The organism is Burkholderia sp. MS389 (assembly GCF_016899425.1).
Classification (GTDB): Bacteria; Pseudomonadota; Gammaproteobacteria; order Burkholderiales; family Burkholderiaceae; genus Burkholderia; species Burkholderia sola.
Genome location: NZ_CP045994.1, coordinates 1,912,410 through 1,937,544, shown reverse-complemented (window position 1 = coordinate 1,937,544; position 25,135 = coordinate 1,912,410). Strand labels below are relative to the sequence as shown.

24 protein-coding genes are annotated in these 25,135 nt (G+C 65.9%); 19 read left to right on the top strand and 5 right to left on the bottom strand.

Annotated elements, in window-relative coordinates; all coding sequences use genetic code 11:
- Position 1 precedes the first annotated feature (1 nt).
- From GJG85_RS08915 to GJG85_RS08900, 4 genes are all read left to right on the top strand, one after another.
- The gene (locus GJG85_RS08915) at positions 2-967 is read left to right on the top strand and encodes a D-glycerate dehydrogenase (RefSeq protein WP_089488654.1); all 966 of its coding nucleotides are present in this window, start codon (positions 2-4) and stop codon (positions 965-967) included.
- Positions 968-1,285: 318 nt separating this feature from the next.
- Positions 1,286-2,329, top strand: a complete 1,044-nt coding sequence (locus GJG85_RS08910) for a LacI family DNA-binding transcriptional regulator (RefSeq protein ID WP_050015470.1) — start codon at positions 1,286-1,288, stop codon at positions 2,327-2,329.
- 55 nt (positions 2,330-2,384) lie between these two features.
- Entirely contained in the window at positions 2,385-3,173 is a 789-nt protein-coding gene (locus tag GJG85_RS08905; protein ID WP_050015468.1) for a YhfC family glutamic-type intramembrane protease, read from the top strand.
- Positions 3,174-3,186: 13 nt separating this feature from the next.
- Positions 3,187-3,549 (top strand): DUF3022 domain-containing protein, encoded by a 363-nt coding sequence (locus GJG85_RS08900; protein WP_050015466.1) that lies wholly within the window; start codon positions 3,187-3,189, stop codon positions 3,547-3,549.
- A gap of 35 nt (positions 3,550-3,584) precedes the next feature.
- Here GJG85_RS08900 and GJG85_RS08895 read toward each other — a convergent pair whose 3' ends face one another.
- A complete protein-coding gene (locus tag GJG85_RS08895) occupies positions 3,585-4,016 on the bottom strand; it encodes a PGDYG domain-containing protein (protein ID WP_050015464.1) in 432 nt (143 codons plus the stop codon).
- Positions 4,017-4,159: 143 nt separating this feature from the next.
- Complete coding sequence (locus GJG85_RS08890; protein WP_050015462.1) at positions 4,160-4,711, bottom strand: Spy/CpxP family protein refolding chaperone; 552 nt, start codon at positions 4,709-4,711, stop codon at positions 4,160-4,162.
- A 247-nt stretch (positions 4,712-4,958) separates the two neighbouring features.
- On the opposite strand from GJG85_RS08890, the gene GJG85_RS08885 reads away from it, so the two are divergent.
- Together GJG85_RS08885 and GJG85_RS08880 are read left to right on the top strand one after the other, a co-directional pair.
- On the top strand, positions 4,959-5,423 hold the full coding sequence (locus tag GJG85_RS08885) for an Lrp/AsnC family transcriptional regulator (protein ID WP_006481526.1): 465 nt from the start codon (positions 4,959-4,961) through the stop codon (positions 5,421-5,423).
- Positions 5,424-5,912: 489 nt separating this feature from the next.
- Entirely contained in the window at positions 5,913-7,013 is a 1,101-nt protein-coding gene (locus GJG85_RS08880) for a saccharopine dehydrogenase C-terminal domain-containing protein (RefSeq protein ID WP_034181371.1), read from the top strand.
- A 121-nt stretch (positions 7,014-7,134) separates the two neighbouring features.
- Here GJG85_RS08880 and GJG85_RS08875 read toward each other — a convergent pair whose 3' ends face one another.
- Together GJG85_RS08875 and cydX are read right to left on the bottom strand one after the other, a co-directional pair.
- The gene (locus GJG85_RS08875) at positions 7,135-7,752 is read right to left on the bottom strand and encodes an ATP-binding protein (RefSeq protein ID WP_050015459.1); all 618 of its coding nucleotides are present in this window, start codon (positions 7,750-7,752) and stop codon (positions 7,135-7,137) included.
- The gene (cydX, locus tag GJG85_RS08870) at positions 7,749-7,895 is read right to left on the bottom strand and encodes a cytochrome bd-I oxidase subunit CydX (protein WP_063772904.1); all 147 of its coding nucleotides are present in this window, start codon (positions 7,893-7,895) and stop codon (positions 7,749-7,751) included. Before cydX ends, GJG85_RS08875 begins: the two co-directional genes overlap by 4 nt.
- 200 nt (positions 7,896-8,095) lie before the next feature.
- On the opposite strand from cydX, the gene corA reads away from it, so the two are divergent.
- Complete coding sequence (gene corA, locus GJG85_RS08865; RefSeq protein ID WP_050015565.1) at positions 8,096-9,073, top strand: magnesium/cobalt transporter CorA; 978 nt, start codon at positions 8,096-8,098, stop codon at positions 9,071-9,073.
- Positions 9,074-9,113: 40 nt separating this feature from the next.
- On the opposite strand, the gene GJG85_RS08860 is transcribed toward corA, so the two are convergent.
- Positions 9,114-9,407, bottom strand: coding sequence for a YciI-like protein (locus GJG85_RS08860; RefSeq protein ID WP_050015457.1), 294 nt, complete (start codon positions 9,405-9,407; stop codon positions 9,114-9,116).
- 457 nt (positions 9,408-9,864) lie between these two features.
- Between GJG85_RS08860 and GJG85_RS08855 the strand changes: the two genes are divergently transcribed.
- The 12 genes from GJG85_RS08855 (at position 9,865) to GJG85_RS08800 (ending at position 25,097) form a co-directional block, all read left to right on the top strand.
- Positions 9,865-10,353, top strand: coding sequence for a YbaK/EbsC family protein (locus GJG85_RS08855; protein ID WP_050015455.1), 489 nt, complete (start codon positions 9,865-9,867; stop codon positions 10,351-10,353).
- 931 nt (positions 10,354-11,284) lie between these two features.
- On the top strand, positions 11,285-11,986 hold the full coding sequence (locus GJG85_RS08850; protein ID WP_204383254.1) for an energy transducer TonB: 702 nt from the start codon (positions 11,285-11,287) through the stop codon (positions 11,984-11,986).
- An 86-nt stretch (positions 11,987-12,072) separates the two neighbouring features.
- Entirely contained in the window at positions 12,073-12,978 is a 906-nt protein-coding gene (locus GJG85_RS08845; RefSeq protein WP_124640114.1) for a MotA/TolQ/ExbB proton channel family protein, read from the top strand.
- Positions 12,979-12,998: 20 nt separating this feature from the next.
- Positions 12,999-13,421, top strand: coding sequence for a biopolymer transporter ExbD (locus tag GJG85_RS08840; RefSeq protein WP_204383252.1), 423 nt, complete (start codon positions 12,999-13,001; stop codon positions 13,419-13,421).
- Between the two features lie 81 nt (positions 13,422-13,502).
- The gene (locus GJG85_RS08835) at positions 13,503-13,934 is read left to right on the top strand and encodes a biopolymer transporter ExbD (protein WP_050015447.1); all 432 of its coding nucleotides are present in this window, start codon (positions 13,503-13,505) and stop codon (positions 13,932-13,934) included.
- A 16-nt stretch (positions 13,935-13,950) separates the two neighbouring features.
- Positions 13,951-15,141: a tetratricopeptide repeat protein gene (locus tag GJG85_RS08830; protein WP_050015445.1), complete on the top strand. Its 1,191-nt coding sequence runs from the start codon at positions 13,951-13,953 to the stop codon at positions 15,139-15,141.
- A gap of 305 nt (positions 15,142-15,446) precedes the next feature.
- The gene (locus tag GJG85_RS08825; RefSeq protein ID WP_050015443.1) at positions 15,447-16,022 is read left to right on the top strand and encodes a cupin domain-containing protein; all 576 of its coding nucleotides are present in this window, start codon (positions 15,447-15,449) and stop codon (positions 16,020-16,022) included.
- A 353-nt stretch (positions 16,023-16,375) separates the two neighbouring features.
- Positions 16,376-19,201, top strand: coding sequence for a TonB-dependent receptor (locus tag GJG85_RS08820; protein ID WP_050015441.1), 2,826 nt, complete (start codon positions 16,376-16,378; stop codon positions 19,199-19,201).
- A 240-nt stretch (positions 19,202-19,441) separates the two neighbouring features.
- Complete coding sequence (locus GJG85_RS08815; protein WP_204383250.1) at positions 19,442-21,322, top strand: extracellular solute-binding protein; 1,881 nt, start codon at positions 19,442-19,444, stop codon at positions 21,320-21,322.
- A gap of 13 nt (positions 21,323-21,335) precedes the next feature.
- Positions 21,336-22,388 (top strand): ABC transporter permease subunit, encoded by a 1,053-nt coding sequence (locus GJG85_RS08810; RefSeq protein WP_050015437.1) that lies wholly within the window; start codon positions 21,336-21,338, stop codon positions 22,386-22,388.
- On the top strand, positions 22,342-23,457 hold the full coding sequence (locus GJG85_RS08805; RefSeq protein ID WP_050015436.1) for an ABC transporter permease: 1,116 nt from the start codon (positions 22,342-22,344) through the stop codon (positions 23,455-23,457). The genes GJG85_RS08810 and GJG85_RS08805 overlap by 47 nt, the downstream gene beginning before the upstream one ends.
- A complete protein-coding gene (locus tag GJG85_RS08800) occupies positions 23,454-25,097 on the top strand; it encodes a dipeptide ABC transporter ATP-binding protein (protein ID WP_204383249.1) in 1,644 nt (547 codons plus the stop codon). The genes GJG85_RS08805 and GJG85_RS08800 overlap by 4 nt, the downstream gene beginning before the upstream one ends.
- The last annotated feature ends 38 nt before the right edge of the window (positions 25,098-25,135 follow it).

The window sequence follows — 25,135 nt, the reverse complement described above, 5'->3', positions numbered from 1 at the left end:
GATGAAGCCCCGTATCGTCGCGTACAAGCCGCTGCCCGATGACGTTCTCGCGTACCTGCGCGAGCATGCGGACGTCGTGCAGGCCGACGGCGCCGACGCACTCGCCGCCGCGCTGGGCGACGCAGACGGCGCGATCGGCGCGAGCCTGAAGGTCACGCCGCAGATGCTCGATCGCGCGCCGCGGCTGAAGGCGTGGTCGACGATCTCGGTCGGCTACGACAACTTCGACGTCGCCGATCTCACGCGGCGCGGCATCGTGCTCGCGCATACGCCGGACGTGCTGACCGAGTCGACGGCCGATACGGTGTTTTCGCTGATCCTGGCCTCCGCTCGCCGCGTGGTCGAGCTGGCCGAGTGGGTGAAGGCCGGCCACTGGCATCGCAGCATCGGCCCGGACCTGTACGGCACCGACGTGCAGGGCAAGACGCTCGGCATCGTCGGGCTCGGGCGGATCGGCGGCGCGGTCGCGCGCCGCGCGGCGCTCGGCTTCCGGATGCAGGTGCTGTACGCGAACCGGTCCGCGCATGCGGAGGCCGAGACGCAGTACGGCGCGCGGCGCGTGACGCTCGACGAATTGCTCGCGCAGTCGGATTTCGTGTGCCTGCAGGTGCCGCTGTCGCCCGACACGCGCCACCTGATCGGCGCGCCCGAATTCGCGAAGATGAAGCGCGGCGCGATCCTGATCAACGCGTCGCGCGGGCCGGTCGTCGACGAAGCCGCGCTGGTCGACGCGCTGCGCGCGGGGACGATCCGCGGCGCGGGGCTCGACGTATTCGAGAAGGAGCCGCTGCCGGCGGATTCGCCGCTGCTGCAGATGAAGAACGTCGTCGCGCTGCCGCATATCGGCTCGGCGACGCACGAGACGCGCGATGCGATGGCGCGTTGCGCCGCGGAGAACCTGGTCGGCGCGCTGGCCGGCACGCTGCGCACGAATCTCGTCAATCCGGATGCGCTGGCGCATGCCTGAGCCGCCTGCGATAACCGCCCGGCGCCATTAGAGTCGATGATCTTGGTGCGAGAGGGCCGGCTGCGTTATGATCGCCCGCGCTCGTCGTATCGACGGCCGGCCACGCGGCCGGCGGTGTCGCGCGACGGGCATCCGCGCCAGGTCCGGTGCGGCCGACTGCCATAGCACGCTGCTGGCGGGCGCGGCTCGACAGCGCACCGGGCCAGCGCAGGCGCCCACGCGCCACGACAGGGGAGGCCGCCGGTTGGCTTACGTTTCCAACAACAATGGTCCGTCTGCTCACGAAGCGGCGCGGATCGTACGTCGCGAGGCACGACAGTGACCGATTCGCAACCTTCCACGACGCGTCCGGCGACGATCAGCGACGTCGCGCGCGAGGCCGGCACGGGCAAGACCAGCGTTTCGCGCTATCTGAACGGCGAGACGCATGTGCTGTCCGTCGATCTGCGCCAGCGGATCGAGGCGGCCATCGCGCGGCTCAACTACCGGCCGAACCAGATGGCGCGCGGGCTCAAGCGCGGCCGTAACCGGCTGCTCGGCATGCTCGCCGCCGACCTGACCAATCCTTATACCGTCGAAGTGCTGCAGGGCGTCGAGGCCGCGTGCCATGCGCTCGGCTACATGCCGCTCATCTGTCACGCGGCGAACGAAGTCGAGATGGAGCGCCGCTTCCTGCAACTGCTCACGACTTACCGCGTCGAAGGGCTGATCGTCAACGCGCTCGGCGCCGACGAAGACGTGCTGCGCCCGCTGCGCGGCGCAGGCATTCCGGCCGTGCTCGTCGACCGCACGGTCGAGGGCTTCGAGGCCGACCTGATCGGCCTCGACAATACCGACGCGATCGAGACGGCGCTCGCGCACCTGGTCGAACACGGCTTCGACGCGATCCATTTCGTCGTGCAGCCGTTCGAGCGGGTCAGCTCGCGGCGCGTGCGCGAGACCGCGTTCCGCGCGGCGCTGGCGGCGCGCGGGTTGCCGGTGCCGCCGACGATCGTGCTCGACCTGAACGAACCCGACGCGGCCGCGGCGGCGCTCGCCGACGTCGATGCCCGCCTCGACGATGCGGCCCGGCGCGGCGTGCGCGCCGCACTGTTCGCCGCGAATGCACCGGTCGCGCTGGCGATCGCGCGCCATCTGCGCGCGCGTTTCGGCGCCGCGTGGCAGCAGCAGGCGGCGCTGCTGTCGATCGACGATCCGGAATGGGCCGAGCTGATCGGCATCACGACGATCCGTCAGCCGACCTACGAAATCGGCTACAAGGCCGTCGAATTCGTGCACGAGCGGATCGACGGCGCGGCGGGCGACGTGCGCGTCGCGATGCTGCCCGGCGAGCTGATCGCGCGCGCGTCGACCGCAAGCTGAGTATCATTCGGGGCACGCGGCGCGTCAGGTGCGCTGCCCCGAACCAAGGAAATACATGACTGTCGCTCCCGTCACGCTGGCGGCGCTGATCGCCGCCACGCTGATCATCGCGCTGCTGCCGCTCGTCCTTTACCGCATCCTGCGCAAGCCGCTTGCGCTCAACCGCCGCGACACGATCGTCGGCGTCGCCGTCTTCACGTTGTTCGCGATGATTCTCGAGCGCGCGTTCCACGGTCTCGTGCTGAGCCACACGCCCGAGGACGGCTGGCTGACGCAGCCGCTCGCATTCGTCGCATACGGCGCGCTCGCGACCGCCGTATTCGAGGAAGTCGGCCGCTATCTCGGGATGCGTTTTCTGGAGCGCCGCTACGGCGCATCGGCCGGCGACGGTCGCGGGATCGGCTACGGGATCGGTCACGGCGGCGCCGAAGCGTGGTTCGTCGGCGTGCTCGTGTGGGGCCAGTGGTCGTATCTCGCGTGGCTCGCGAGCCGCGGCCAGCTCGAGACGCAGCTGGCCGACCTGCCGGTGGACACCGTGGTGCGGCTGCACATGATGCTCGCGACGCTGTCGGCCCAGTCGATCCTGCTGTTGCTGCTCGAACGCTGCGCGGCATTCGCGGTGCAACTGGCGCTGTCGGTGCTGGTGTGGCGCGGCGTGCGGGCCGGCCGAATCGCCGTGTTGCCGCTCGCGATCGTGCTGCATGCGCTCGCGGCGACGCCGACGCTGCTGTACCAGGTGCGCGTGCTGCCGGCCGCGTGGGTCGAGGCCGCGTATTTCGTGCTGACCGCGGTGCTGGTGGTCGTGCTGGTGAAGACGTGCCGGCCGTCGCGTGCGGCGGCCTGACGGGAGAGACGGAATGGACGACTACCTGATCGAATGCCAGAGCGCGGAATTCGACGCGCTCGCGCGCGTGATCTGCGATCTGTTTCCGGAGCAGACGCGCTTCGCCGAAAGCAGCGACGCGCGCGGGCGCTTCCTGTCCGTGCACTGGCTGGCGATGCGGTTCGGCGCGACGCCGAAGCGGATGACGCTCGACATCCGGATCGTGCCGGCCGCGCTCGCGCGCTATCTGGCGCTCAAGCCGATGCAGCGCGCGCGCAGCCATGCGGTGCTGCATGCGTATACGGAAGCGATGCTCGGGTCGCTCGAAGAACGGCACGCGGCCGGCGAGGCCGTCGAGCGCGACGCGGAACTCGAGCTCGACGAAGACTTTGCGTGAGCGGTGGCGCCGGCCGCGTGCCGGCGCGTGACGCGTTACGCGTCGCGGTAGACCTGCGCGAAGCGCTGCGCCTGCACGACGCCGTAGTCGCCGGGCGCGTATTGCATCACCCAGTCGCCGGCCACGCCGCGCAGCGTGTCGCCGTTTTCCGAGCGGGCGATCGTAAACGGTTCGTCCATCCGGCGCGCGAGCACGACGGCCGGCCGGTTGCGGTAGGCGCCCGCTGCGCCGTGCGCGAGCGCCGGGTCGGCGGGCAGGTATTTGGCGTCGAAGCGCGCGCGCGACACGGCCCAGCGGTCGCCGGTCGAGCCGGTGATCAGCGCGTCGCCCGTCACATAACGGTTCGGGCCTTCGAGGCTCATCAGTTCGCCGTCGGCGTCCGCGAAGGACACGGCGACGGTTTCGTCCTTGACGACACGACGGGCCTGCGGATCGGTACGCAGATCGAGTTGCTTGAGTTCGAGCATGGCGGGGAAGGGCGGGGAAGGGCGGGAAAGCGGGAAAAGCCGGGAGCTTATCCCGAATTCGGCGCGCCGTGTGACGCGCCGTCGCCGATCGCGGCGCGGCGCCGTTCGGCCCGAGCGGGCCGGCACGGCGCCGGCGGGGCGCGTCAGGGCTGCGCCGGCGCGCTCGCGGCCGGCGCGGCGGCCGCCTTGCCTTCCTTGCCCTTCGTCCTGCCCTTGCCGTGGTGCTCGCCGCCGTGGTGCAGCCAGCTGCGGAAGGTCGTGTCGGCCAGCGCCTTCTGCTCGGCCGGGAAGCTCTCATAGAGCGGCGCGAACGCGTCGGCGAGCTTCTTCGCGCCGTCGGCATTCGCCTGCGACAGCTCCGCATACTGCTTGATGTCGTCGAGCGCGGACACGTCGTGCTTGGCCATCCGTTCGCTGTAGAGGCGGCCCATCGTGGCGCCGTTGTCGCGCATCGTATCGGCGAACGTCTTCCATTGCGGCTCCTGCGCCGACGTGATCTTCAACTGGTCGTGCAGGTACTTGATGCGCTGCTCGGTGCGCGCTTCGTGGCGTGCCGCGCGCTGCTCGGCGCTCGGGGCCGATGCCGCGGCCGTCGTGGCCGGCGCCTGGGCCGGTGCTTGCGGCTGCGCCGGGGTTTGCGCGAATGCGCTGGCTGCAACGACGAGCGTAGCGAGGGTGAGCGAGATTTTCTTCATGGTTGGCTCTCCGGGGTGGTGTCTTGCGAGCGGGCGCGGCGGCCATCGCCGCCGGCGCGCCTCTCGCGTCGCCGTTATTAGTAGCACGTTGCCTGCGGGGCGGCAGTGAATGCGACACTTGCTTACATCCGATACGAATCGAAATCGACGGTTCGTATCCGGGCCATGCCGGTTGGGCGCGCCGGCGTTCGGCGCTATCATCGCGTCACTTTCCACTCCGCCGGCACGTGCGTGCCGGCCCAGCGTCATGCGTCCACCCCGCCTCGACCAACTCGACGATCTCGACCGGCAGCTCGTCGCGCTGCTGCAAGCCGATGCGCGCGCGAGCGTCGCGGATCTCGCGCGCCAGCTCGACGTGGCGCGCACGACGGTCGTCGCGCGCATCGCGCGGCTCGAACGCACCAACGTGATCGCCGGGTACAGCGTGCGGCTCGGGCAGGACGTGCTCGATGCGAGCATCTATGCGTACGTCGGCATCATCCTCACGCCGAAGTTCGGCAAGGACGTATTGCGCAAGCTAGACCGGATGCCGGAAGTCCAGCTGCTGTGCGCGGTGAGCGGCGAGTATGACTACGTCGCCTGGCTGCGCGCCGATTCGCCCGAACGGCTCAACGATCTGCTCGACCAGATCGGCACGCTCGAAGGCGTCGAGCGCACGACGACGTCGATCATCCTGTCGCGCAAGATCGATCGCGGGACGATCGGCGGCTGACTTGTTGCTGCACGCGGCGCGTGCATGACGGCGCGCGTGCATGCACCGCGCAGGGAGCGGTGCATCACAGGTGCTCGACTTGACGACGGGTACGTCTGCGCTCGCATTCGTATTGGCCTTCGTCGTACTTCATGATCGACACGGATGACCGCGGTCGTCCCTTCGCGCATCTCTCCCGAATCTCCTTTCGTATTCCGCTTTGACCGGCGTGTTGCATCTTGACGCACGGTCAGTGCGTGCGTCCGATGTCACGCGGTGTGTCCTCGTTTTCGTCCTCGCAATGCGCAACCGCCAACGGCCGGTTTGCGGCAGTGCCTCTACGCGATTTTTAGATGATTTGGTCGTTTAGACGAAATATATCGTCATAACGTCGAAACTACAGGTCGTTTCGCATCATTCTTCATCTTGGAACTGATTTTGAGCGTCCCTACACTGTGTCCATGGCTCAACGCCGTCCACAACACCAACCCATCATCAGGAGATAAGCGCATGAAAATCGCCATCGTCGGCGCAGGTCTGATCGGCCACACCATTGCTCACATGCTGCGCGAAACGGGCGACTACGAAGTTGTCGCGTTCGACCGCGACGCGGATGCGCTCGCGAAGCTGTCGCGCGAAGGCATCGCGACGCAACGGGTCGACTCGGCCGACGCGAATGCGATTCGCGAAGCGGTGAAGGGCTTCGATGCGCTCGTCAACGCGCTGCCTTACTACCTCGCTGTCAACGTGGCCGCCGCTGCGAAGGCCGCGGGCGTTCATTACTTCGACCTGACCGAAGACGTGCGCGCCACCCATGCGATCCGCGAACTGGCCGACGGCTCCGACCGCGCGTTCATGCCGCAATGCGGCCTCGCGCCGGGCTTCATCGGCATCGCCGCGCACGAGCTCGTGAACGGCTTCAGCGAAGTGCGCGACGTGAAGATGCGCGTCGGCGCGCTGCCCGAATATCCGACCAACGCGCTGAAGTACAACCTGACGTGGAGCGTCGACGGCCTGATCAACGAATACTGCCAGCCGTGCGAAGCGATCCGCGACGGCCGCAAGCAGTGGGTGCAGCCGCTCGAAGGCCTCGAGCACTTCTCGCTCGACGGCACCGAATACGAAGCGTTCAACACGTCGGGCGGCCTCGGCACGCTGTGCGAGACGCTGTCGGGCAAGGTCGAGACGCTCGACTACAAGTCGGTGCGCTACCCGGGCCACCGCGAACTCGTGCAGTTCCTGCTGGAAGACCTGCGCCTGTCGACCGATCGCGACACGCTGAAGTCGATCATGCGCCGCGCGGTGCCGTCGACGAAGCAGGACGTCGTGCTCGTGTTCGTCACGGTGACGGGCGTGAAGGACGGCCAGCTGGTGCAGGACGTGTTCACGCGCAAGATCTTCGCGAAGGACGTGTGCGGGATGCACATGAGCGCGATCCAGATCACGACGGCCGGCGCGATGTGCGCGGTGCTCGATCTGTTCCGCGAAAAGAAGCTGCCGCAGAGCGGTTTCATCCCGCAGGAAAAGGTGTCGTTGAAGGCGTTCCTGTCGAACCGCTTCGGCAAACTGTACGAAGGCGGCACGATGGAGCGCGTGCACGCGGTCGCCTGACCGTCGTTATCAGACGATTCGCCAGCCCATCTCCGGCACGAGGGCCGTACGACGCCGGGAGCGCAGCAGCGCTTCCGGCGTTGTTTTTTGGGAGAAGCGGGAACGGCGCCGGGCGGCGCGCTCAGGCCGGCAGCGGCGGGACGATCGTCGCCGGTTGCGGCGGCGGCACGATGCGGTGCAGCAGCGCGTCGATGTCTGCGTCGGACGGCGCGGTGTTGTCGAACATCACGATGCCGTCGCATTCGCGGCCGGTCGGCACGAAGCGGCGCTGCCGGTATTCGTCCCAATGCGCGAGCTTGTACGCATCGTTCGGATTGGCGCGCGCGACGATCCGCTGGTGCGCGACGTCTTCCGACGTGTGGACCCAGACGACCGTCAGCGTGACGTCGGGCGCGATGCCGAGCCATGCGCGATCGAGGATGCGCCGGTCGCGCACTTCGCGCGACAGCGGGCCGACGACCAGCGCGCCGATGCCGAGCGCGAGATTTTCACGGGCCGTGTCGAGCAGGCCCTGGTATTCGGGATCGCGAAGATGTTTCAGGTAGAGCGGGCTGTCGCGGTCGTTCGGATCGTCCGTGAGCGCGCCCATCGCGGCCGCGCTGTAGCGGCCGTACAGCGTGTCCTTGTCGAGCAGGCAGAACGCCTCGCCGGTCGCGCGCATCAGCGGCCCGATGAGCCGCTTCGCGAGCGTGGTCTTGCCGGTGCCGGCGTGACCGCAGAAGAACACGAGATGCGTCACGAATACCGGCTCCCCGCCTCCTGGCGCGATGTGTCGCTGCGCTTGTCGCCGCGCGAGAACACTTCCGCTTCCAGCCACATCGCGTTGATGATGCCGAAGCCGAGCGCCACGCCGATGCCGAGTATCCACGAGAAATACCACATAGGTCTGTCTCCTTGACGGTGGGGTCGCACGGTCGTTGTGCATTGCGCAACGCAGGCCCGGCGGGCCTGTCGACGTGCCCCGACGCGCGTGCTGCGGCGCACGCAGCACGATCATGACCAATATCGGCGTACCGCGCAAGCCGGGCCGTCCGTGCAGCAAACCGGTAAACTGATGCGCAAACCGCAACATCGTGGACAACATGCTGATCAACTGCGCTGCTTACCAGGACGGCCGCAAGCTGGCCGACATCGACATCGACGCCATCAGCGATTACGTGTCGAAGCCCGAATGCTTCGTATGGGTCGCGCTGAAGGATCCGACGCCCGAGGAAATCGACCTGATGGGCGAGGAATTCGGGTTGCACGAGCTGGCGCTCGAGGACGCCCGCAAGGGACATCAGCGGCCAAAGATCGAGGAATACGGCGATTCGCTGTTCGCGGTGCTGCATACCGTCGAACTCGAGGATGACGGCGAATTCAAGGTCGGCGAACTGAACGTGTTCGTCGGTCCGAATTACGTGCTGTCGATCCGCAACCATACCGAGCACGATTTCCGCGACGTGCGCAAGCGCTGCGAGCGGGAGCCGCATCTGCTGCGGGAGGGGTCGGCGTTTGTGTTCTACGCGTTGATGGACCAGGTCGTCGACCGGTATTTCCCGATCCTCGAAACGCTCGGAGCCGAACTCGAGGAACTCGAGGATCGCATCTTCGCGAAGGCGACGCCTGCGTCGTCGCGCGCGATCATCGAGGATCTCTATTCGCTGAAGCGCCGGCTCGTGCTGCTGTACCAGCACACGGCGCCGCTGATGGAGCCGCTCGCGAAGCTCACCGGCGGGCGCGTGCCGCAGGTCTGCAGCGGGATGGCGGCCTATTTCCGCGATGTGTACGACCATCTGCAGCGGATCGTGAAGACGATCGAAGGGCGCCGCGAGATGGTCGTCACCGCGATCCAGGTCAACCTCGGGATGATTTCGCTCGCGGAGAACGAGGTGACCAAGCGGCTCGGCTCGTTCGCCGCGCTGTTCGCGATACCGACGATGATCGCCGGCATCTACGGGATGAACTTCGCGAACATGCCCGAGCTGCACCTGAAATACGGGTTCTACGGCTGCATCGCGGTGATGGCCATCGCCGATCTCGCGCTGTGGTGGCGCTTCAAGCGGGCAGGGTGGCTGTAGGGCCTGTTCACGCTAATAACGGGCTTGCGCAGGCCCGATTTCACGCGGGACGCGGCGCGTGCTTGCCGACCACGACGCGCCACGGCCGCACGCGCCACGACTTCACGAGGCCGTTCTGCACGTACGGATCGGCGCGCGCGAACGATTCGGCCGCTTCCGGCGAATCGCCTTCGAACACGAGCACGGCCTGATCGGCCGGCTCCGCCAGCGCGCCGGCGAGCACGAGTTCGCCGCGCTCGGTCGCGGCCTGCGCGAGCGCGAGATGCTCCGCACGGAACGCGTCGCGCCGCGACAGGTAATCGTCGACGAGTTCGTAGATCAACTGGTAATGCATGATCGCTCCAGGAGTCGGTTTCCGCCGCGGGAGGGTGGGCGGCCGGCTCAGTATAGGGCACCGGGAAAGCCGTTGGCGACGGGGTTGGCTGGCGTGCCTTGGGGTGCACGCTTCGGAACAATGCGTGCCCGCAGGTATCCTGGTGTTCTTCCTCGAATGCAACTAACGGTCTAGTGTCTGTACATCGGCTAATTGCCGGGCGCGACCGCATCTACGTGCGCACTGCCCAAAATCTGTCTGCGGAAGTGAGGGGCTGCGAAACGTATTCCGGGGCCCGATTTCACATGCCGGCGAGGGCGGGCGGCCCGGACGGAAGCTGAGGGCGGCGGCTGCCGGGCCGGGTGGACTGGCGTCGCACACGAGCGTTTCCATTGGGCCGAAATGCGACCTATGCTGAACGAATCAAGAGCGAACGCCGTTCGCCCGATTGACCCGATTCGCCCAGACGAGGTGCGCCATGCCGGTCTCAGCCACCCTGCAGGATTGCCTGCGCCAGAAGTCATCGCGGTACGAAGTCGTGTACCACCCCTATAGCCATACGAGCATGGAGACGGCCGCCGCCGCGCATATTCCCGGCGATCGCCTCGCGAAAACCGTGCTCCTCGAGGACGCCGAGGGTTACGTCGCCGCCGTGCTGCCGACGACGCACGCCGTGCGTCTGTCGGATCTCTGGGTGAAGACGGGACGCCATCTCGTGCTCGCTCGCGAGGTCGAATTGCGCGAGCTGTTCAAGGATTGCGACATGGGCGCGCTGCCGCCGGTGTGCATGGCGTACGGGATGAAAACGTTCCTCGAGGAGCACCTCGCGCAGCAGCCGGAAGTCTATTTCGAGGCCGGCGATCATGAGGCGCTGATTCACATGACGCAGGACGAATTCCTGATGCTGATGGAGACGGCCGAGCGCGCGCATTTCTCGCACCGGATGCAGGGGATGATGCTGTCCTGAGCGATGCCGGGCGTTCGTCGAGGAAGGATGCGCGCGGGCATTTTCCACCGGTTCGGTGAGGGGGAGATGCCGGTGCGCGCTGAGGGCGGGGAATGAGTTCATGCTGATACGGCGGAGTCCTGAGTCGAAAATTAGATTGGTTGTGCGAATCATTTAATGGAAACCGGACGAGCAGAGAGATCTATTGATTTTGATTTGGAATCCTTGATATATGGTCGATGCGAGCGCCATCCGAGCATCGCCGAGCCGCCGTGGAATCGGCTAGAGCCTGTTCGCGCGGATGCAAGCCCGTTCCCGGCATGCGTGAGCTGTGGCCTCGCACGGTATGCATGCGCGGCAGTGGTTCATCGGCTGCCGTCGCCGGGCGCGCCCACGAAACACATCCGGCAACACGCGCACCGAGCGGGCCAATTCGGTGCGCCGCACTAAACTGGTGATTATTTATGCTCAAGTCACTAAATGAGTGCGATACCATACAAATCAATTACTAAATCAATGAAAAATGATTCATGAAGTTTACTAACTCGTTATTCGAGCAATGCCTCCAAACTTTGTATTCGGCTATCAAATAAAGTTTGACGCCCAAATTTTTTCCTTGCTATCTTCTGCACCCAAGACGAACGGCTTGGCTGACATCGGCGTGTAACGACGATCCAGTCGTCATGCGAAAAGTGTGACTATGTCGACGCAGCTGACAATTGCCTGAATGCGCTGGTTCGGGGTAGACGCCGGATAGGGCGGCTATCCCGTTGCGGTTGAAACGATTCCTTGAAATTGCACAAATCAGGATCCGGATTCGATGCTTTCAATTCGGATTGCAAATTGAATTAAAAATGAAATTTCGGGTTGAGGCGGAGACGGAACCGATCCGGTTCCGGCGCCGGCCATCATCGCGAAACTGGGCGATTCGCTTGGGGGAAGGATAGTGGGCATGAAAGTCGAAGAGCATCTGGTTGCTTCGAACAGCGGACTGGCCACGCTGGGCCGTCCGCGGGAATTCGGCACGAAGCAGCAGAATCCGGTGCGCCGTTTCGGCGGCATCGCAGTCGTCCTCCTGTTGCATGCAGTGCTGATCTACGCATTGCTCAACGGCCTCGCGACCAAGGTCGTGCAGGTGATCCAGCATCCGATCGAAACCCGCATCATCGAGCCGGTGAAGCCGCCGCCGCCCCCGCCGATGCCGGTCGTCAAGCTTCCGCCGCCGAAGTTCGCGCCGCCGCCGCCGCCGTTCGTGCCGCCGCCCGAAGTGCCGGTGCAGGCGCCCCCGCAGCAGGCAACGATCACGCACCAGTCGGCCCCGGCGCCGTCCGCGCCGGCCGTGCAGGCGCCGGTCATCGCACCGCCCGCGCCGGCCAAGCCGGTCAGTCACGAAGTCGGGGTCGTCTGCCCGAATTCGGACTCGATTCGCGCGTCGATGCAGTACCCGAAGGAAGCGCAGGAAAACAACATCACGGGCGACGTGACGATCGAGTTCGTCGTGGATGCGGAAGGGAACATCACGAACGAACGCGTGGCCCAGTCGGCCGACCCGGTGCTCGATCGTGCGGCCTACAACACCGTGAAGCGCTTCAAATGCGTGGCGCAAGGCCAGGCGGTGCGGGTCCAGGTGCCGTTCTCGTTCAATCTGAATTGATGCAGTGGGCGGTCCGGCGGGAGCCGGACCGGGGAAAACCGGCTTGAACTCAAATCGTAAGTTTAACGAAAGAATTGGAGTGGGGTATGACGAAACGTTCTCTGGCCGCGCTGGCGGCAAGCCTGTTGATGTCCGTCGCTGCGATCGACGGGCTCGTTGCGCCGCAACTCGCTTACGCGCAAGCGAGCGGAGCCACGGCGACATCCGACGCGTCGACACAGGCCGCGGCGTCGACGCAGGCGCCCGCCGCCGCCGAGTCGGCCCCGCCGCCGGCGCCGGCCGCGACCGAAGCGGTCGAGAATCCGTACGGGCTCGGCGCGCTCTGGAAGAACGGCGACTTCGTCGCGCGCTTCGTGCTGATCCTGCTCGTGATCATGTCGATGGGGAGCTGGTACATCATGATCACGAAGTTCGTCGAGCAGTTGCGGGCTAACCGCCGCGCGAAACTCGCCGACGCGCAGCTCTGGAGCGCACCGTCGCTGGCCGAGGGCGCGAAGCTGCTCGACGAGGCGTCGCCGTTCCGCTTCATCGCCGAAACGGCGATCGAGGCGGGCGAGCATCACGACGAGGCGCTGCTCGAAGCAGTGGACCGCAACACGTGGATCGACGTGTCCGTCGAACGCTCGATCACGAACGTGTCGAACCGCATGCAGGACGGGCTCGCGTTCCTCGCGACGGTCGGCTCGACCGCGCCGTTCGTCGGGCTGTTCGGCACGGTCTGGGGGATCTATCACGCGCTGACGGCGATCGGCATCGCGGGGCAGGCGTCGATCGACAAGGTCGCCGGCCCGGTGGGCGAGGCGCTCATCATGACGGCGATCGGCCTCGCGGTCGCGGTGCCTGCCGTACTCGGCTACAACTTCCTGGTCCGGCGCAACAAGTCGGTGATGGAGCGGGTGCGCAACTTCGGCGCCCAGCTGCATACCGTGCTGCTGGCCGGCAGCAAGCGTCCCGCTCGCGTGCCGTCGGCCGCCGCGTCGCTCGTGAACTGACCGGCTGACGGAGGCGCGCGATGGGCATGAACGTCGGGCAGGACGAAAGCGACGAGGTGATCGCGAACATCAACACGACGCCGCTCGTCGACGTGATGCTGGTGTTGCTGATCATCTTCCTGATCACGATTCCGGTCGTCACGCACACGATCCAGCTGCAGTTGCCGAAAGAGGTCGTGCAGCCGCTGCAGACCACGCCGAAGAGCGTCGAGATCGCGGTGAACCGCGACGGCGATTTCTTCTGGGGCGAGCAACGGGTGGACACGTCGGCGTTGCTCGCGAAGCTGAAGGGGGTGTCGCAGCAGCAGCCGCAGCCGAGCGTGCACGTGCGCGGCGACCAGAACACGCGCTACGAGTTCATCGGCCGGGTCATCACGATGTGCGAGCGCGCGGGTATCGCGAAGGTGTCGTTCATTACGGAACCGCCGGCGCGTGGTGGCTAACGTTGCCTGGAAACGGCATACGCACCGCTGCCGATCGACGGCGACGCAGCGGATCGGAGCAGGCATCGACAGGAGCAGACGATGGGAATGAACGTGCCTTCGGGCGGGGGCGGCAGCGAGCCGGACGTGATGGTCGACATCAACACCACGCCGCTGATCGACGTGATGCTGGTGCTGCTGATCATGCTGATCATCACGATCCCGATCCAGATGCATTCGGTGAAGATGGACCTGCCGGTGGGCAATCCGCCGCCGCCCGCCACACAGCCGGAAGTCGTGCAGATCGACATCGACTTCGACGGCACGACGACGTGGAACGGTGCGCCGGTGCCGGACCGAGCGGTACTCGAGGCGAAGCTGACGCAGGTCGCGCACGAGCCCGTGCAGGCGGAGATCCATCTGCGGCCGAACAAGCTGGCGCCGTACAAGGACGTGGCGGCCGTACTGGCGTCCGCGCAGCGCGTGGGCGCGACGAAGATCGGCCTGATCGGAAACGAGCAGTTCATGCAATGACGGGACAGGTCGACCGATGAACCAGCGACGATGGAAACGGATGATGGCGCTGACGGCGCTCGGTGCGGCCTGCTTGCTTGGCCGGCCGGCGTGGGCGGCCGACGCGTTGCGGCCCGATGTGGCGAAGCCGTTGGCGGCGGCACAGGACCTGTATCGCGCGCACAAGTATCGCGACGCGCTCGGCAAGATCGCGCAGGCGGCCGCCGTGCCCAACCGCACGCCGTATGAAACCTATATGGTTGAAGCGACGCGCGGCGCAGCGGCGATGGCGGCCGGCGATACGGGCGTGGCCGCGCAGGCGTACGAAACCGTGCTGAATTCGGGGCGCCTGTCGGGCGAGGACGAGCAGCGGACGACGGCGGCGCTCGCGGGGATCTACTTCCAGCAGAAGAACTATCCGCAGGCGATCCGAATCGCGCAGCGCTACCTGAAGGCGGGCGGCACGGATCCGGAAATGCGTACGCTGCTCACGCAATCGTATTACCTGTCGAACGATTGCGGCCAGGTCGTGAGCCAGTTGAAGGCAAGCGCGGACGCACAGGTGAAGGCCGGCCGCGCGCCCGACGAAGGGCAGTTGCAGATGCTCGCGACCTGCGCGCAAAAGAGCAAGGATGCCGGCGCGTATCGCAGCGCGCTCGCCATGCTGGTGGCTTATCATCCGAGCCCCGCGTACTGGGAGGAAATGGTCTCGGCGATTCGCGGCAGCCCCGGTTACCTGTCGTCGCTCGACCTCGACATCTACCGGCTGCGCAGGGCGACGGGCTCGCTGACGACGGCCGACGCCTATATGGAGATGACGCAGCTCGCGCTGGTGGCGGGCACGCCGGCCGAAGGCCGGCAGGTGATCGACCAGGGTTTCGCATCCGGCGTGCTGGGCAAGGATGCGCAGGCGGACCGCGAGAAACGGCTGCAGGCGCTGGCCGCCAGGCGCGCGCAGTCGGGCGCGGACGCTGCCAATCCGGTGGCCCCGATCGACGTCGGCATGAATCTGGTGTTCGCGGGCCACGCGGCGCAGGGGCTGTCGATGATGGAGCAGGCGATCGCGAAGGGCGGGCTCGAGCATCCCGATGCGGCGCGGCTGCGGCTTGGCGAGGCGTACTACGTGGCGGGCGAGAAGGCGCACGCGGTTCAGGTACTGCGCACGGTGAAGGGTAACGACGGATCAGGGGATCTGGCGAAGCTCTGGACGGCCGTCGCGTCGCGGTAACGACGGAGGGGGAAGCAGGCGCGCGATGCGGGATGGGCGCCGTGCCGCATACACGTGGTACCGCGGCGACCTGAAGGCGGGGAAGTCTGTCTAGGTGAAGAAAAGGGGCAGTCTTGTTAATTAGTAAACCGAATGAAATGAGCGTGAATCGCACGGCCACGAAGCGGGAATCCCGTTTCGCGGCACGTGCGACGTGCGCCCGGCGGCGAAGGGGACCGGAGTTTCGCGCCGCGGCGGCAGTCTCATGGCACCGGGAAAGGCCTGCCGACATCAAACCGATTTCGATTGAGAGGTTCCGTTCTTCCATGGTCTTGCCTCCCGATGAATCGGTGCTCGTTGCGGTTTCGCTCGGCAACAAGATCCGCGCGCTTCGGCAGCGGCTGAAACTCACGCTCGACGAAGCGGCCACGACGGCAGGGATCTCGAAGCCATTCCTGTCGCAGGTCGAGCGCGGACGCGCGACGCCGTCGATCACGTCGCTGGTCCGAATCGCTAAGGCGCTCGGTGTGACGATGCAGTACTTCATCGACACGCCGACCGAGGCGCGCTCGGTGTGCCGCGGCGACGCATTGCAGTATTTCCAGTTCGCGAACTCGGCGAGCTCCTTTGCGCGGCTGACGAATCTCGTGGACGGTCGCAAGCTCGACGCGATTCTCGTCAGGATACCGGCGGGGCAGTCGCCGTCTGAAGTGACGACGCATGCCGGGGAGGAGTTTCTCTACGTGATGCGCGGAAGGGTCGTGCTCACGCTGGAGGATTGCACGTTCGTGTTGAGCGCGGGCGACACCGCGCACTACGAGTCGACGCTGCCGCATGCGTGGCACAACACGGCCGACGAAGAGGCGGTGATCGTCTGGGTCGGTACGCCGCGGCTGTTCTAGCGGAGGCGGCAGGTGCTGCACGCCGCGATGCAGGAGAAGTACCCGATCGATGGAAGGCAGCACGCAGTATGGCGCGCGAGCATTTTCGTCGACGGCGGGGCTGGGCTCGCCATCCCTCGAATCGGAAGTGGCAGGAAGCGCGCTCAGGACATGTAGTAAGTATCACGAATCGAAATATAACGAGATGGTGATGCCGAGTGGCACGGGTGCCCTGAGGCCGATCCGTTCGAGTCACGGCAGTCGGAAGAGTGGCTATCGCGGGTTCCGTTAGACGGGCACCCAGGACGCGCAAGGAATTCACAAGGTTCCGGCACGCAGCAGGCGGGGTCTTACTACGAGCGAGAGGGAACAAGATGAAGCAGAGAGTTTTGGCGTTGGCCATCAAGAGGATAGTCTGGGCGGAACTGGCGCTGACGGCCGCGCTGGTGCCGCCGGCGTTCGCCCAGAGCCAGCCGGCGCCGGGCGCCGCATCGATCGCGGATGCGGTCGCGAACGGCGCACCGATGACCGTTGCACAGGCGGACGGTGCGACGAGCGCTGTCGCTGCCACGGGCGCCTCGGCGTCCGGTGCGGCAGCCGAGGCGACGCCTGCCACGCCCGGCGCGAACGGACAGGGCAAGGTAGCGCAGATCAAGCGGTTCGAAGTGACCGGTTCGCTGATCCGGCAGGCCGACAAGGTCGGCTTCAACCAGGTTCAGACCGTCACGAGCAAGGACATCGAGAACAGCGGCCAGACCAGCGTCGCTGACTACCTGCGCAGCACCTCGGCCAACTCGGCAAGCAGCTGGAGCGAGGGCTCGACGAACAGCTTCGCGCCGGGCGGCGCAGGTATCGCGCTGCGCGGCCTCAGCGAGAAATACACGCTGGTGCTGATCGACGGCATGCGGGTGTCGCCGTATGCGTTCGCAGTGAACGGCAGCGATCAATTCTTCGACCTGAACACGCTGCCGCTCAACATCATCGACCGTATCGAAATTGTCAAGACAGGCGCGGTGTCTCAGTATGGTTCCGACGCAATCGCGGGCGTGGTCAACATCATCACGAAGAAAAACTTTCAGGGTCTTGAATTGGGGGGCAGCTACGGTGGCGCAACGAACGGTGAAGGCGGCCAGGGCACGACGAAGTTCAGCATCCTCGGCGGCTTCGGTGACCTGAACGCCGACCGCTTCAACGTGACGGCGGCGGCCAGCTACTACAAGTCGAACGGCATCTCGATCGCCGATCGCGACACGACGCAGAACCAGAACTTCTCCAATTTCCCGGGCGGCTTGTCGAACCAGAGCGTCTCCTACTGGCGCAATCCGACCACCGGCGCGAAGGTGCCGCTGAGCCCGTGTCCGAACGGAGGCCAGGCCGTGCCGGGCACCTCCGTCGCGCAGGTCAACGGTCCCGGCACGGTCTGCGCAAACAACACCGCGTACGCATCGTCGCTGTCGCCGTGGACTGAACGCCTGAGCGCGAAGGTGCACGCCGACTTCAAGATCAACGACGCGATGCAGGCGTTCGCCGATCTCTGGGAAAGCAACAATACGACGGTCACGAACAACTTCGTCGGCCGCCTCGGCAACAGCACGCAGACCTATGATCCGGCAACGGGCGGTCTCGCGCCGATTTCGAACCTTGTGCCGGGCAGCAACCCGTATAACCCGTTTGGCGTGCCGGCCAAACTGGTCTACGCATTCCCGGCCGCGCAGGCCGTGCATACGAGTTCCAACTTCTGGCGTGCCGCGACGGGCGTGAAAGGCTCGTTCAGCACGCCACGCGTGGGGGATTGGGACTGGACGGCGTCCTACACGCATTCGCAGGACACGGTGTCGAACAACTATTCGAACCTGATCAACGCGGCCGCACTGGAAAATATCGTCCAGAACGGCGTGTTCGACTTCGCCAATCCATCGTCGACACCGAACGGGTTGAACGGACTGTACGGAAGCACGTCGACACAGGCCATCACGAAGCTCGATGCTGTCGACGCGACGCTGTCGACGCCGAACCTGTTCACGTTGCCCACGGGTAACGTCGGCCTGGGTCTCGGTACGCAATTCACGCACCAGAGCCAGTACATCGGTACGGGCGCGGACTACGCGAATGGCACGCTCATCCAGCCGTCGCTGCAGTCGGTCAACGGGGAGCGCAACGTCGCGGCGGTCTACTACCAGATCGACATTCCTATCCTGAAGAACCTGACGTTCAGCCAGTCGGGGCGCTACGACCACTACAGCGACTTCGGTGGCGCGTTCTCGCCGCGCTTCGCGTTGCGCTTCCAGCCGATCCGCGAGCTGACGATGTACGGTTCGTACAACCGTGGCTTCCGCGCACCGACGCTGATCGAAAACACCTCGTCGAGGACCTACGGCGCGCAGGGCGCGGTCGACGCGAACGATCCTAACAACCCGAACGCATACAACCTCGTCGAGGAAGTGCAGACCGGTAACAGCAAGCTGCAGCCGGAGCGGACCAAGAACTACAACATCGGCTTCCAGCTGTCGCCCACCCGCAATACCGATTTCGGCTTCGACTGGTACAAGATCCACATCGACAACGTGATTGGCACGGAAGACATCCAGACGGTGGTCGACCAGAACGATCCGTCGAAGGTGATCCGTAACCCGAACGGCTCGATCGCGTATGTGCTGCTGCCGTATATGAACCTCTCGTCGCTCGATACGGACGGCTTCGAGACCACCTTCCGCCAGTCGGTGTCGACCAAGATCGGTACGTTCACGCTGTCGGGTGACTGGGCCTACGTGTGGCACTTCAAGATGCCGGTGGGCGGCGAGACGACCGACTTCGCGGGCAACAACGGTTCGCTGAACGAGCCGTTCGGCGGCAGCTTCCCGCGCTGGAAGGGCAACACGAGTCTGAACTGGAACTACCACAACCAATGGAACGCGACGTTGACGTGGATGTTCACGGGACCGTACAGCCAGGCCATCCTGTCGCCGGGCCAATATCCGAACATGCAGGACAGCGTGGCTTCGTACAGCCAGTTCAATCTGATGGTCAGCTACACCGGCTTCAAGCATTGGACGATCTATGCGGGCATCGACAACATCTTCAATCGTGCGCCGCCGTTCGACCCGGTTTATATGAACGCGAGCTACCAGACGGGCTACGACACGTCGCTGTACACGTATGTCGGTCGATTCGCGCAGGTTGGCGCGACCTACAAGTTCTGATGGCGATTGCGATGCACCGATAGGCTTTAGACCGGCCGCTCCACGTCCACCTCCCCATTTTTTGGAGCGGCCCTTTTTCGCCTGGCGCCACGACGGCCTGCAACCGGGACGTGCGGCGATGCAGTTCGCAGGATCGTTTTCAGCACGAACAACCAGTGGGATGCAGGTGGCACGCGGCAACCTGCACAGGAATCTACCGCGCGCAGGCCTCGCGCCCGCACGCTTTCGGACAGACCGACCATGAAACTGTTGAAATGGCGATGGGCAGGCGTGCCGCGCGCGGCGCTGTTCGCATGCGCCGTGCTGCTCGTGTCGGGTAGCGCCATGCCACGTGCGGCGCTCGCGGTGTCGGCGATCGCGCAATACGACCAGCCGAAATACCCGCCGGACTTTGCGCATTTCGATTATGCGGACCCACAGGCGCCGGACACCGGCGCGCTCAACTTCGAAAACTACGACGAAGCGCAGAGCTACGACTCGCTGAACCCGTTCCTCGTGCGCGGCTCGCCCGCACCGGACATCAAGAACCTGATGTTCGACACGCTGATGCAGCGCAGCTGGGACGAACTCGCGTCCGAATACGCGTTGATTGCCGACGACGTCGAGGTGGCGCCCGACGGGCAGTCGGCCACGTTCCACATCAACCCGGCCGCGCGCTTCTCGAACGGCGACCCGATCACCGCGGCCGACGTCAAGTATTCGTTCGATACGCTGACGAGCCCGCAGGCGTCGCCGCTGTACAACGCGCAGTTCTCGATCATCCGGCGCGCAGTGGTCGTCGACGGCCACACGATCCGCTTCGAGTTCAGGCACGCGGAGCGCGACGCCGCGCTGATCGCGGGCGACCTGCCGGTGTTCTCGCCGAAGTGGGGGCAACACGCGGACGGTACGCGGCCGCCGTTCGACCAGATCGCGAACGAGCCGCCGATCGCGAGCGGCGCGTACCTGATCGAGCAGCGCAGGAACGACAAGCAGATCGCGTACGTGCGCAACCCGCACTACTGGGCCGCGAACCTGCCGTCGCGGCGCGGGATGTTCCGTTTCGCACGCGTGTCGTTCAAGCTGTATCTCGACCAGTACACGGCGCTCGAGGCGTTCAAGGCCGGCGATGTCGATGCGCGAATGGAGTACAGCTCGACGCAGTGGGCGCGCAAGTACGTCGGCAAGAATTTCGGCAACGGCATGCTGAAGAGGGGCGAGTTCCCGGACGGCCCCGCGCAGATGCAGGGCTTCCTGATGAACCTGCGCAAACCGATGTTCCAGGACGTGCGCGTGCGGCACGCGCTTGCGCTGGCATTCGACTTCGACTGGATGAGCCGGATGATGTTCTACGGGCAGTACCGCCGCACCAACAGCTTCTGGGACGCGAGCCCGTTCGCCGCGTCGGGCATGCCGAGCGCGAAGGAACTCGCGCTGCTCGAACCGTACCGCTCGACGCTGCCGCCGGAGGTGTTCGGCCCGATGGTCAAGCAGCCGTCGACGTTGCCGCCGGGCTCGCTGCGCGCGAACCTCAAGCAAGCGCGCGACCTGCTCGCTCAGGCTGGCTGGCACTACCGGGACGGCGCGCTGCGCGACGCGAACGGCACGCCGATGTCGATCGAGATCATCGACGACCAGCCCGGCATGGATCGCCTGATCCTGCCGTACACGCAGGCGCTCGCGACGCTCGGCATCCATGCGTACCTGCACGAGATCGACAGCGCGCTCTACCAGAAGCGGCTCGACAATTTCGAGTACGACATGACGACGTATATCTACTCGCCCGTGACGATCCCGGGCGCGGAACTGACGCGTCGTTTCGGCAGCGAGGCCGCATCGCAGCCGGGCTCGGAGAACTATCCGGGCGTGAAGTCGAAGGCCGTCGATGCGCTGATCCGCGCGGCGCTTGCGGCCAATACGCTCGACGATCTCGAGACGGCCACGCACGCGCTCGACCGCGTGCTGATCAACCTGTACGTGCTCGTTCCGCAGTACTACATGCCGAACGCGCGGATCGCGTACAAGACGACGCTCGGCCATCCGCCGGTCGTGCCGGCTTCCTATCAGTACGAGGACTGGATCATCGACTACTGGTACGTGAAGAAGCCGGCAGCACGGCCACAACCCGCCGCCGCGGCCTGACGAGGGAGCGACGATGCTTGCATACATATTGAGGCGCCTGCTGCTGATGATCCCGACGCTGATCGGCGTCGTGACGATCACGTTCGCGGTTACGCAATTCGTGCCGGGCGGCCCGGTCGAGCAGGTGCTCACGCAATTGCGCCACGGCAGCGCGCGTGGAGGCGAGGCGGGCGGAGGCGGGGGCGGCTACCACGGCAGCCAGGGCGTCGATCCGCAGCAGATCGCGCAGATCCGCAAGCAGTTCGGCTTCGACAAACCGCCGCTCGAACGCTACGCGCTGATGCTGAAAAGCTATGCGACGTTCGACCTCGGGCAGTCCTATTTCGCGCACCGCAGCGTATGGGCCGTGATCCGCTCGAAGCTGCCGGTGTCGATCACGCTGGGCTTGTGGACGGTGATCCTCACGTACTTCGTGTCGGTGCCGCTCGGCATCGCGAAGGCCGTGCGCAACGGCTCGCGTTTCGACACGGTAACGAGCGTGCTCGTGCTCGCCGGCTACGCGATTCCGGGCTTCGTGCTCGGCGTGCTGCTGCTGATGCTGTTCGGCGGCGGCACGTTCTGGCAGGTGTTTCCGATGCGCGGCCTGACCTCGGACGACTTCGACGAGCTGACGCTGATCGGCAAGGCTCTCGACTATCTGTGGCATATCGCGTTGCCGGTGACGGCGTCGGTGGTCGGCAATTTCGCGATCGTCACGATTCTCACGAAGAACACGTTCCTCGATGAAATCGGCCGGCAATACGTGCTGACCGCACGCGCGAAGGGCGCGCCGGAGCGCGACGTGCTGTGGAAGCACGTACTGCGCAATGCGGCGATCCCGCTGCTCACCGGGTTGCCGGCCGCGTTCGTCGGCGCCTTCCTGAACGGCAACCTGCTGATCGAGACGCTGTTCTCGCTCGACGGGATGGGGCAGCTCTCGTACGACTCGGTGATTCGCCGCGACTATCCGGTGGTGCTCGGTTCGCTGTTCCTGTTCACGCTCATCGGCCTTCTGACCAAACTCATTGCTGACGTCTGCTATGTCCTCGTCGACCCCCGTATCCAGTTCAACCGCCTGGACCACTGATCCGGCCGCCGTCGCATGCGCGGCGTCGCCGTCGCCATGGCGACGCACGTGGCGGCGGTTTCGCGCGCAGCGGCTCGGCTACTGGAGCCTCGTGATCTTTGCCACGCTGTTCGCGCTCAGCCTGCTGGCCGAAGGACTGTCGAACGACCGGCCGCTGGTGGTGCGCTACGACGGGCATTTCTATTTCCCGATCGTGAAGGACTATCCGGAGACGCAGTTCGGCGGCGATTTCCCGGCGAAGACCAACTATCTCGATCCATACATCCGCGCGAAGATCGAGTCGCACGACAACTTCGCGATCTACCCGCCGAACCGCTACCGCTACGACACGATCGACTATTTCGCGTCGCGGCCGTATCCGGCGCCGCCGTCCGCGAGCAACTGGCTCGGCACCGACCAGTTCGGCCGCGACGTGCTCGCGCGGCTGCTGTACGGATTTCGGCTGTCGGTGCTGATGGCGTTCGCGCTGACGGTTTCGGGCGTCGCGATCGGCGTGCTGACGGGCGCGCTGCAGGGCTTCTACGGCGGGCGCACCGATCTCGTCGGGCAGCGCCTGATCGAGATCTGGAGCGCGCTGCCCGACCTGTACCTGCTGATCATCTTCGCGTCGATCTTCGAGCCGTCGCTGTGGCTGCTGTTCGTCCTGCTGTCGATGTTCGGCTGGCTCGTGCTGTCCGACTACGTGCGCGCGGAGTTCCTGCGCAACCGCGCGCTCGACTACGTGAAGGCCGCACGCACGATGGGACTGTCGAACTGGCAGATCATGTGGCGGCACGTGCTGCCGAACAGCCTGACGCCGGTGATCACGTTCCTGCCGTTCCGGATGAGTGCGGCGATCCTGTCGCTGACGAGCCTCGACTTCCTCGGCCTCGGCGTGCAGCCGCCGACGCCGAGCCTCGGCGAACTACTGCAGGAAGGCAAGAACTACCTCGACGCGTGGTGGATCTCGATCTCCGCGTTCTCGGCGCTGGTCGTCACGCTGCTGCTGCTCACGTTCATGGGCGACGCGCTGCGCAATGCGCTCGACACGCGCGCGCGCGGCTCGGCCTTCGGCGGGGAGCAACGATGACGACTCCTTTGCTGGACATTCGACGGTTTTCCGCGCACTTCGGCGCGAAAGCCGCCGTGCAGGACCTGAGCCTCGCGGTCGGGCGCGGCGAGCGCGTGGCGCTCGTCGGCGAGTCGGGCTCGGGCAAGAGCGTGACGGCGCTGTCGATCCTGCGGCTCGCGCAGCAGGCGACGCTGTCGGGACAGATGCTGTTCGACGGCGAGGATCTGCTCGCGAAGACCGAGCAGCAGATGCGCGGCATCCGCGGCGCCGATATCGCGATGGTGTTCCAGGAGCCGATGACGGCGCTCAATCCGCTGTATACGATCGGCAAGCAGATCGCCGAGAGCCTGCGGCTGCACGAGGGACTGCGGCCGGGCGACGCGCGCGAGCGCGGCATCGCGCTGCTGCGGCGCACCGGGATTCCGGAGCCGGAGCGGCGCATCGACAGTTTTCCGCACCAGTTGTCGGGCGGCCAGCGGCAACGCGCGATGATCGCGATGGCGCTCGCGTGCCGGCCGCGGCTGTTGCTCGCGGACGAGCCGACGACGGCGCTCGACGTGACGGTGCGCCAGCAGATCGTCGACCTGCTGATCGAACTACAGGAACAGGAGGCCGCCGCGCGCGGGATGGCCGTGCTGCTGATCACGCACGACCTGAATCTCGTGCGGCGCTTCGCGGAGCGCGTGGCCGTGATGGAGCAGGGCGTGCTCGTCGAAACGAACACGACCGGCGCGCTGTTCGCCGCGCCGCAACACGCGTACACGCGCCGGCTGCTCGACAGCGCGCCGCAACGTGCGGTCGAACCGGTCGCGGCCGGTGCGCAGACGATCCTCGACGTGCGGCAACTCGCCGTCGATTACCGCATCGCGACGAAGGGCTGGCGCGCGGTGTTCGGCAAGACGGCGTTCCGGGCCGTGCACGACGTGAAGCTGAGCCTGCGGCGCGGCGAGACGCTCGGGATCGTCGGCGAATCCGGGTCGGGGAAATCGACGCTGGCGGCGGCCGTGCTCGGCCTGCAGCGGCCGGCGTCGGGCGGCATCGAGATCGACGGCATGCCGCTGGCGTCGCTGCGCACGACACGCGGCCGGCGCGCGCTGTACGGCCGCATGCAGGTCGTGTTCCAGGATCCGTTCGGCTCGCTGTCGCCGCGCATGACGGTCGAGCAGATCGTCGGCGAGGGGCTTGCCGTGCACCGGCCGGAGGTGGCCGGCGCCACGCGGCGCACGCGGGTCGCTGCCTTGCTGCAGGAGGTCGGCCTGCCGGCCGACGCGATGCTTCGCTATCCGCACGAATTTTCCGGCGGCCAGCGTCAGCGCATCGCGATTGCGCGCGCGCTGGCCGTCGAGCCGGAGCTGCTGGTGCTGGACGAGCCGACGAGCGCGCTCGACGTGTCGATCCAGAAGCAGGTGCTGAATCTGCTGACGAACCTGCAAAAGAAGTATCAACTGAGCTACCTGTTCATCACGCACGATCTCGCGGTGATGCGCGCGATGGCCCATCGGGTCATCGTGATGAAGGCGGGGCGCGTGGTCGAGGAGGGCGATACGCTCGACGTGTTGCACGCGCCGTCCCACCCGTATACGCAGGCGCTGCTCGCGTCGTCGATGCTCGCACCGGAACCGGGTCCGCTGCAGCGGGAAGGGGGCGCGGATGAGTGACGTGAAGCGGGCGCGGCGCGCCTGCACCGTTCGCTGAC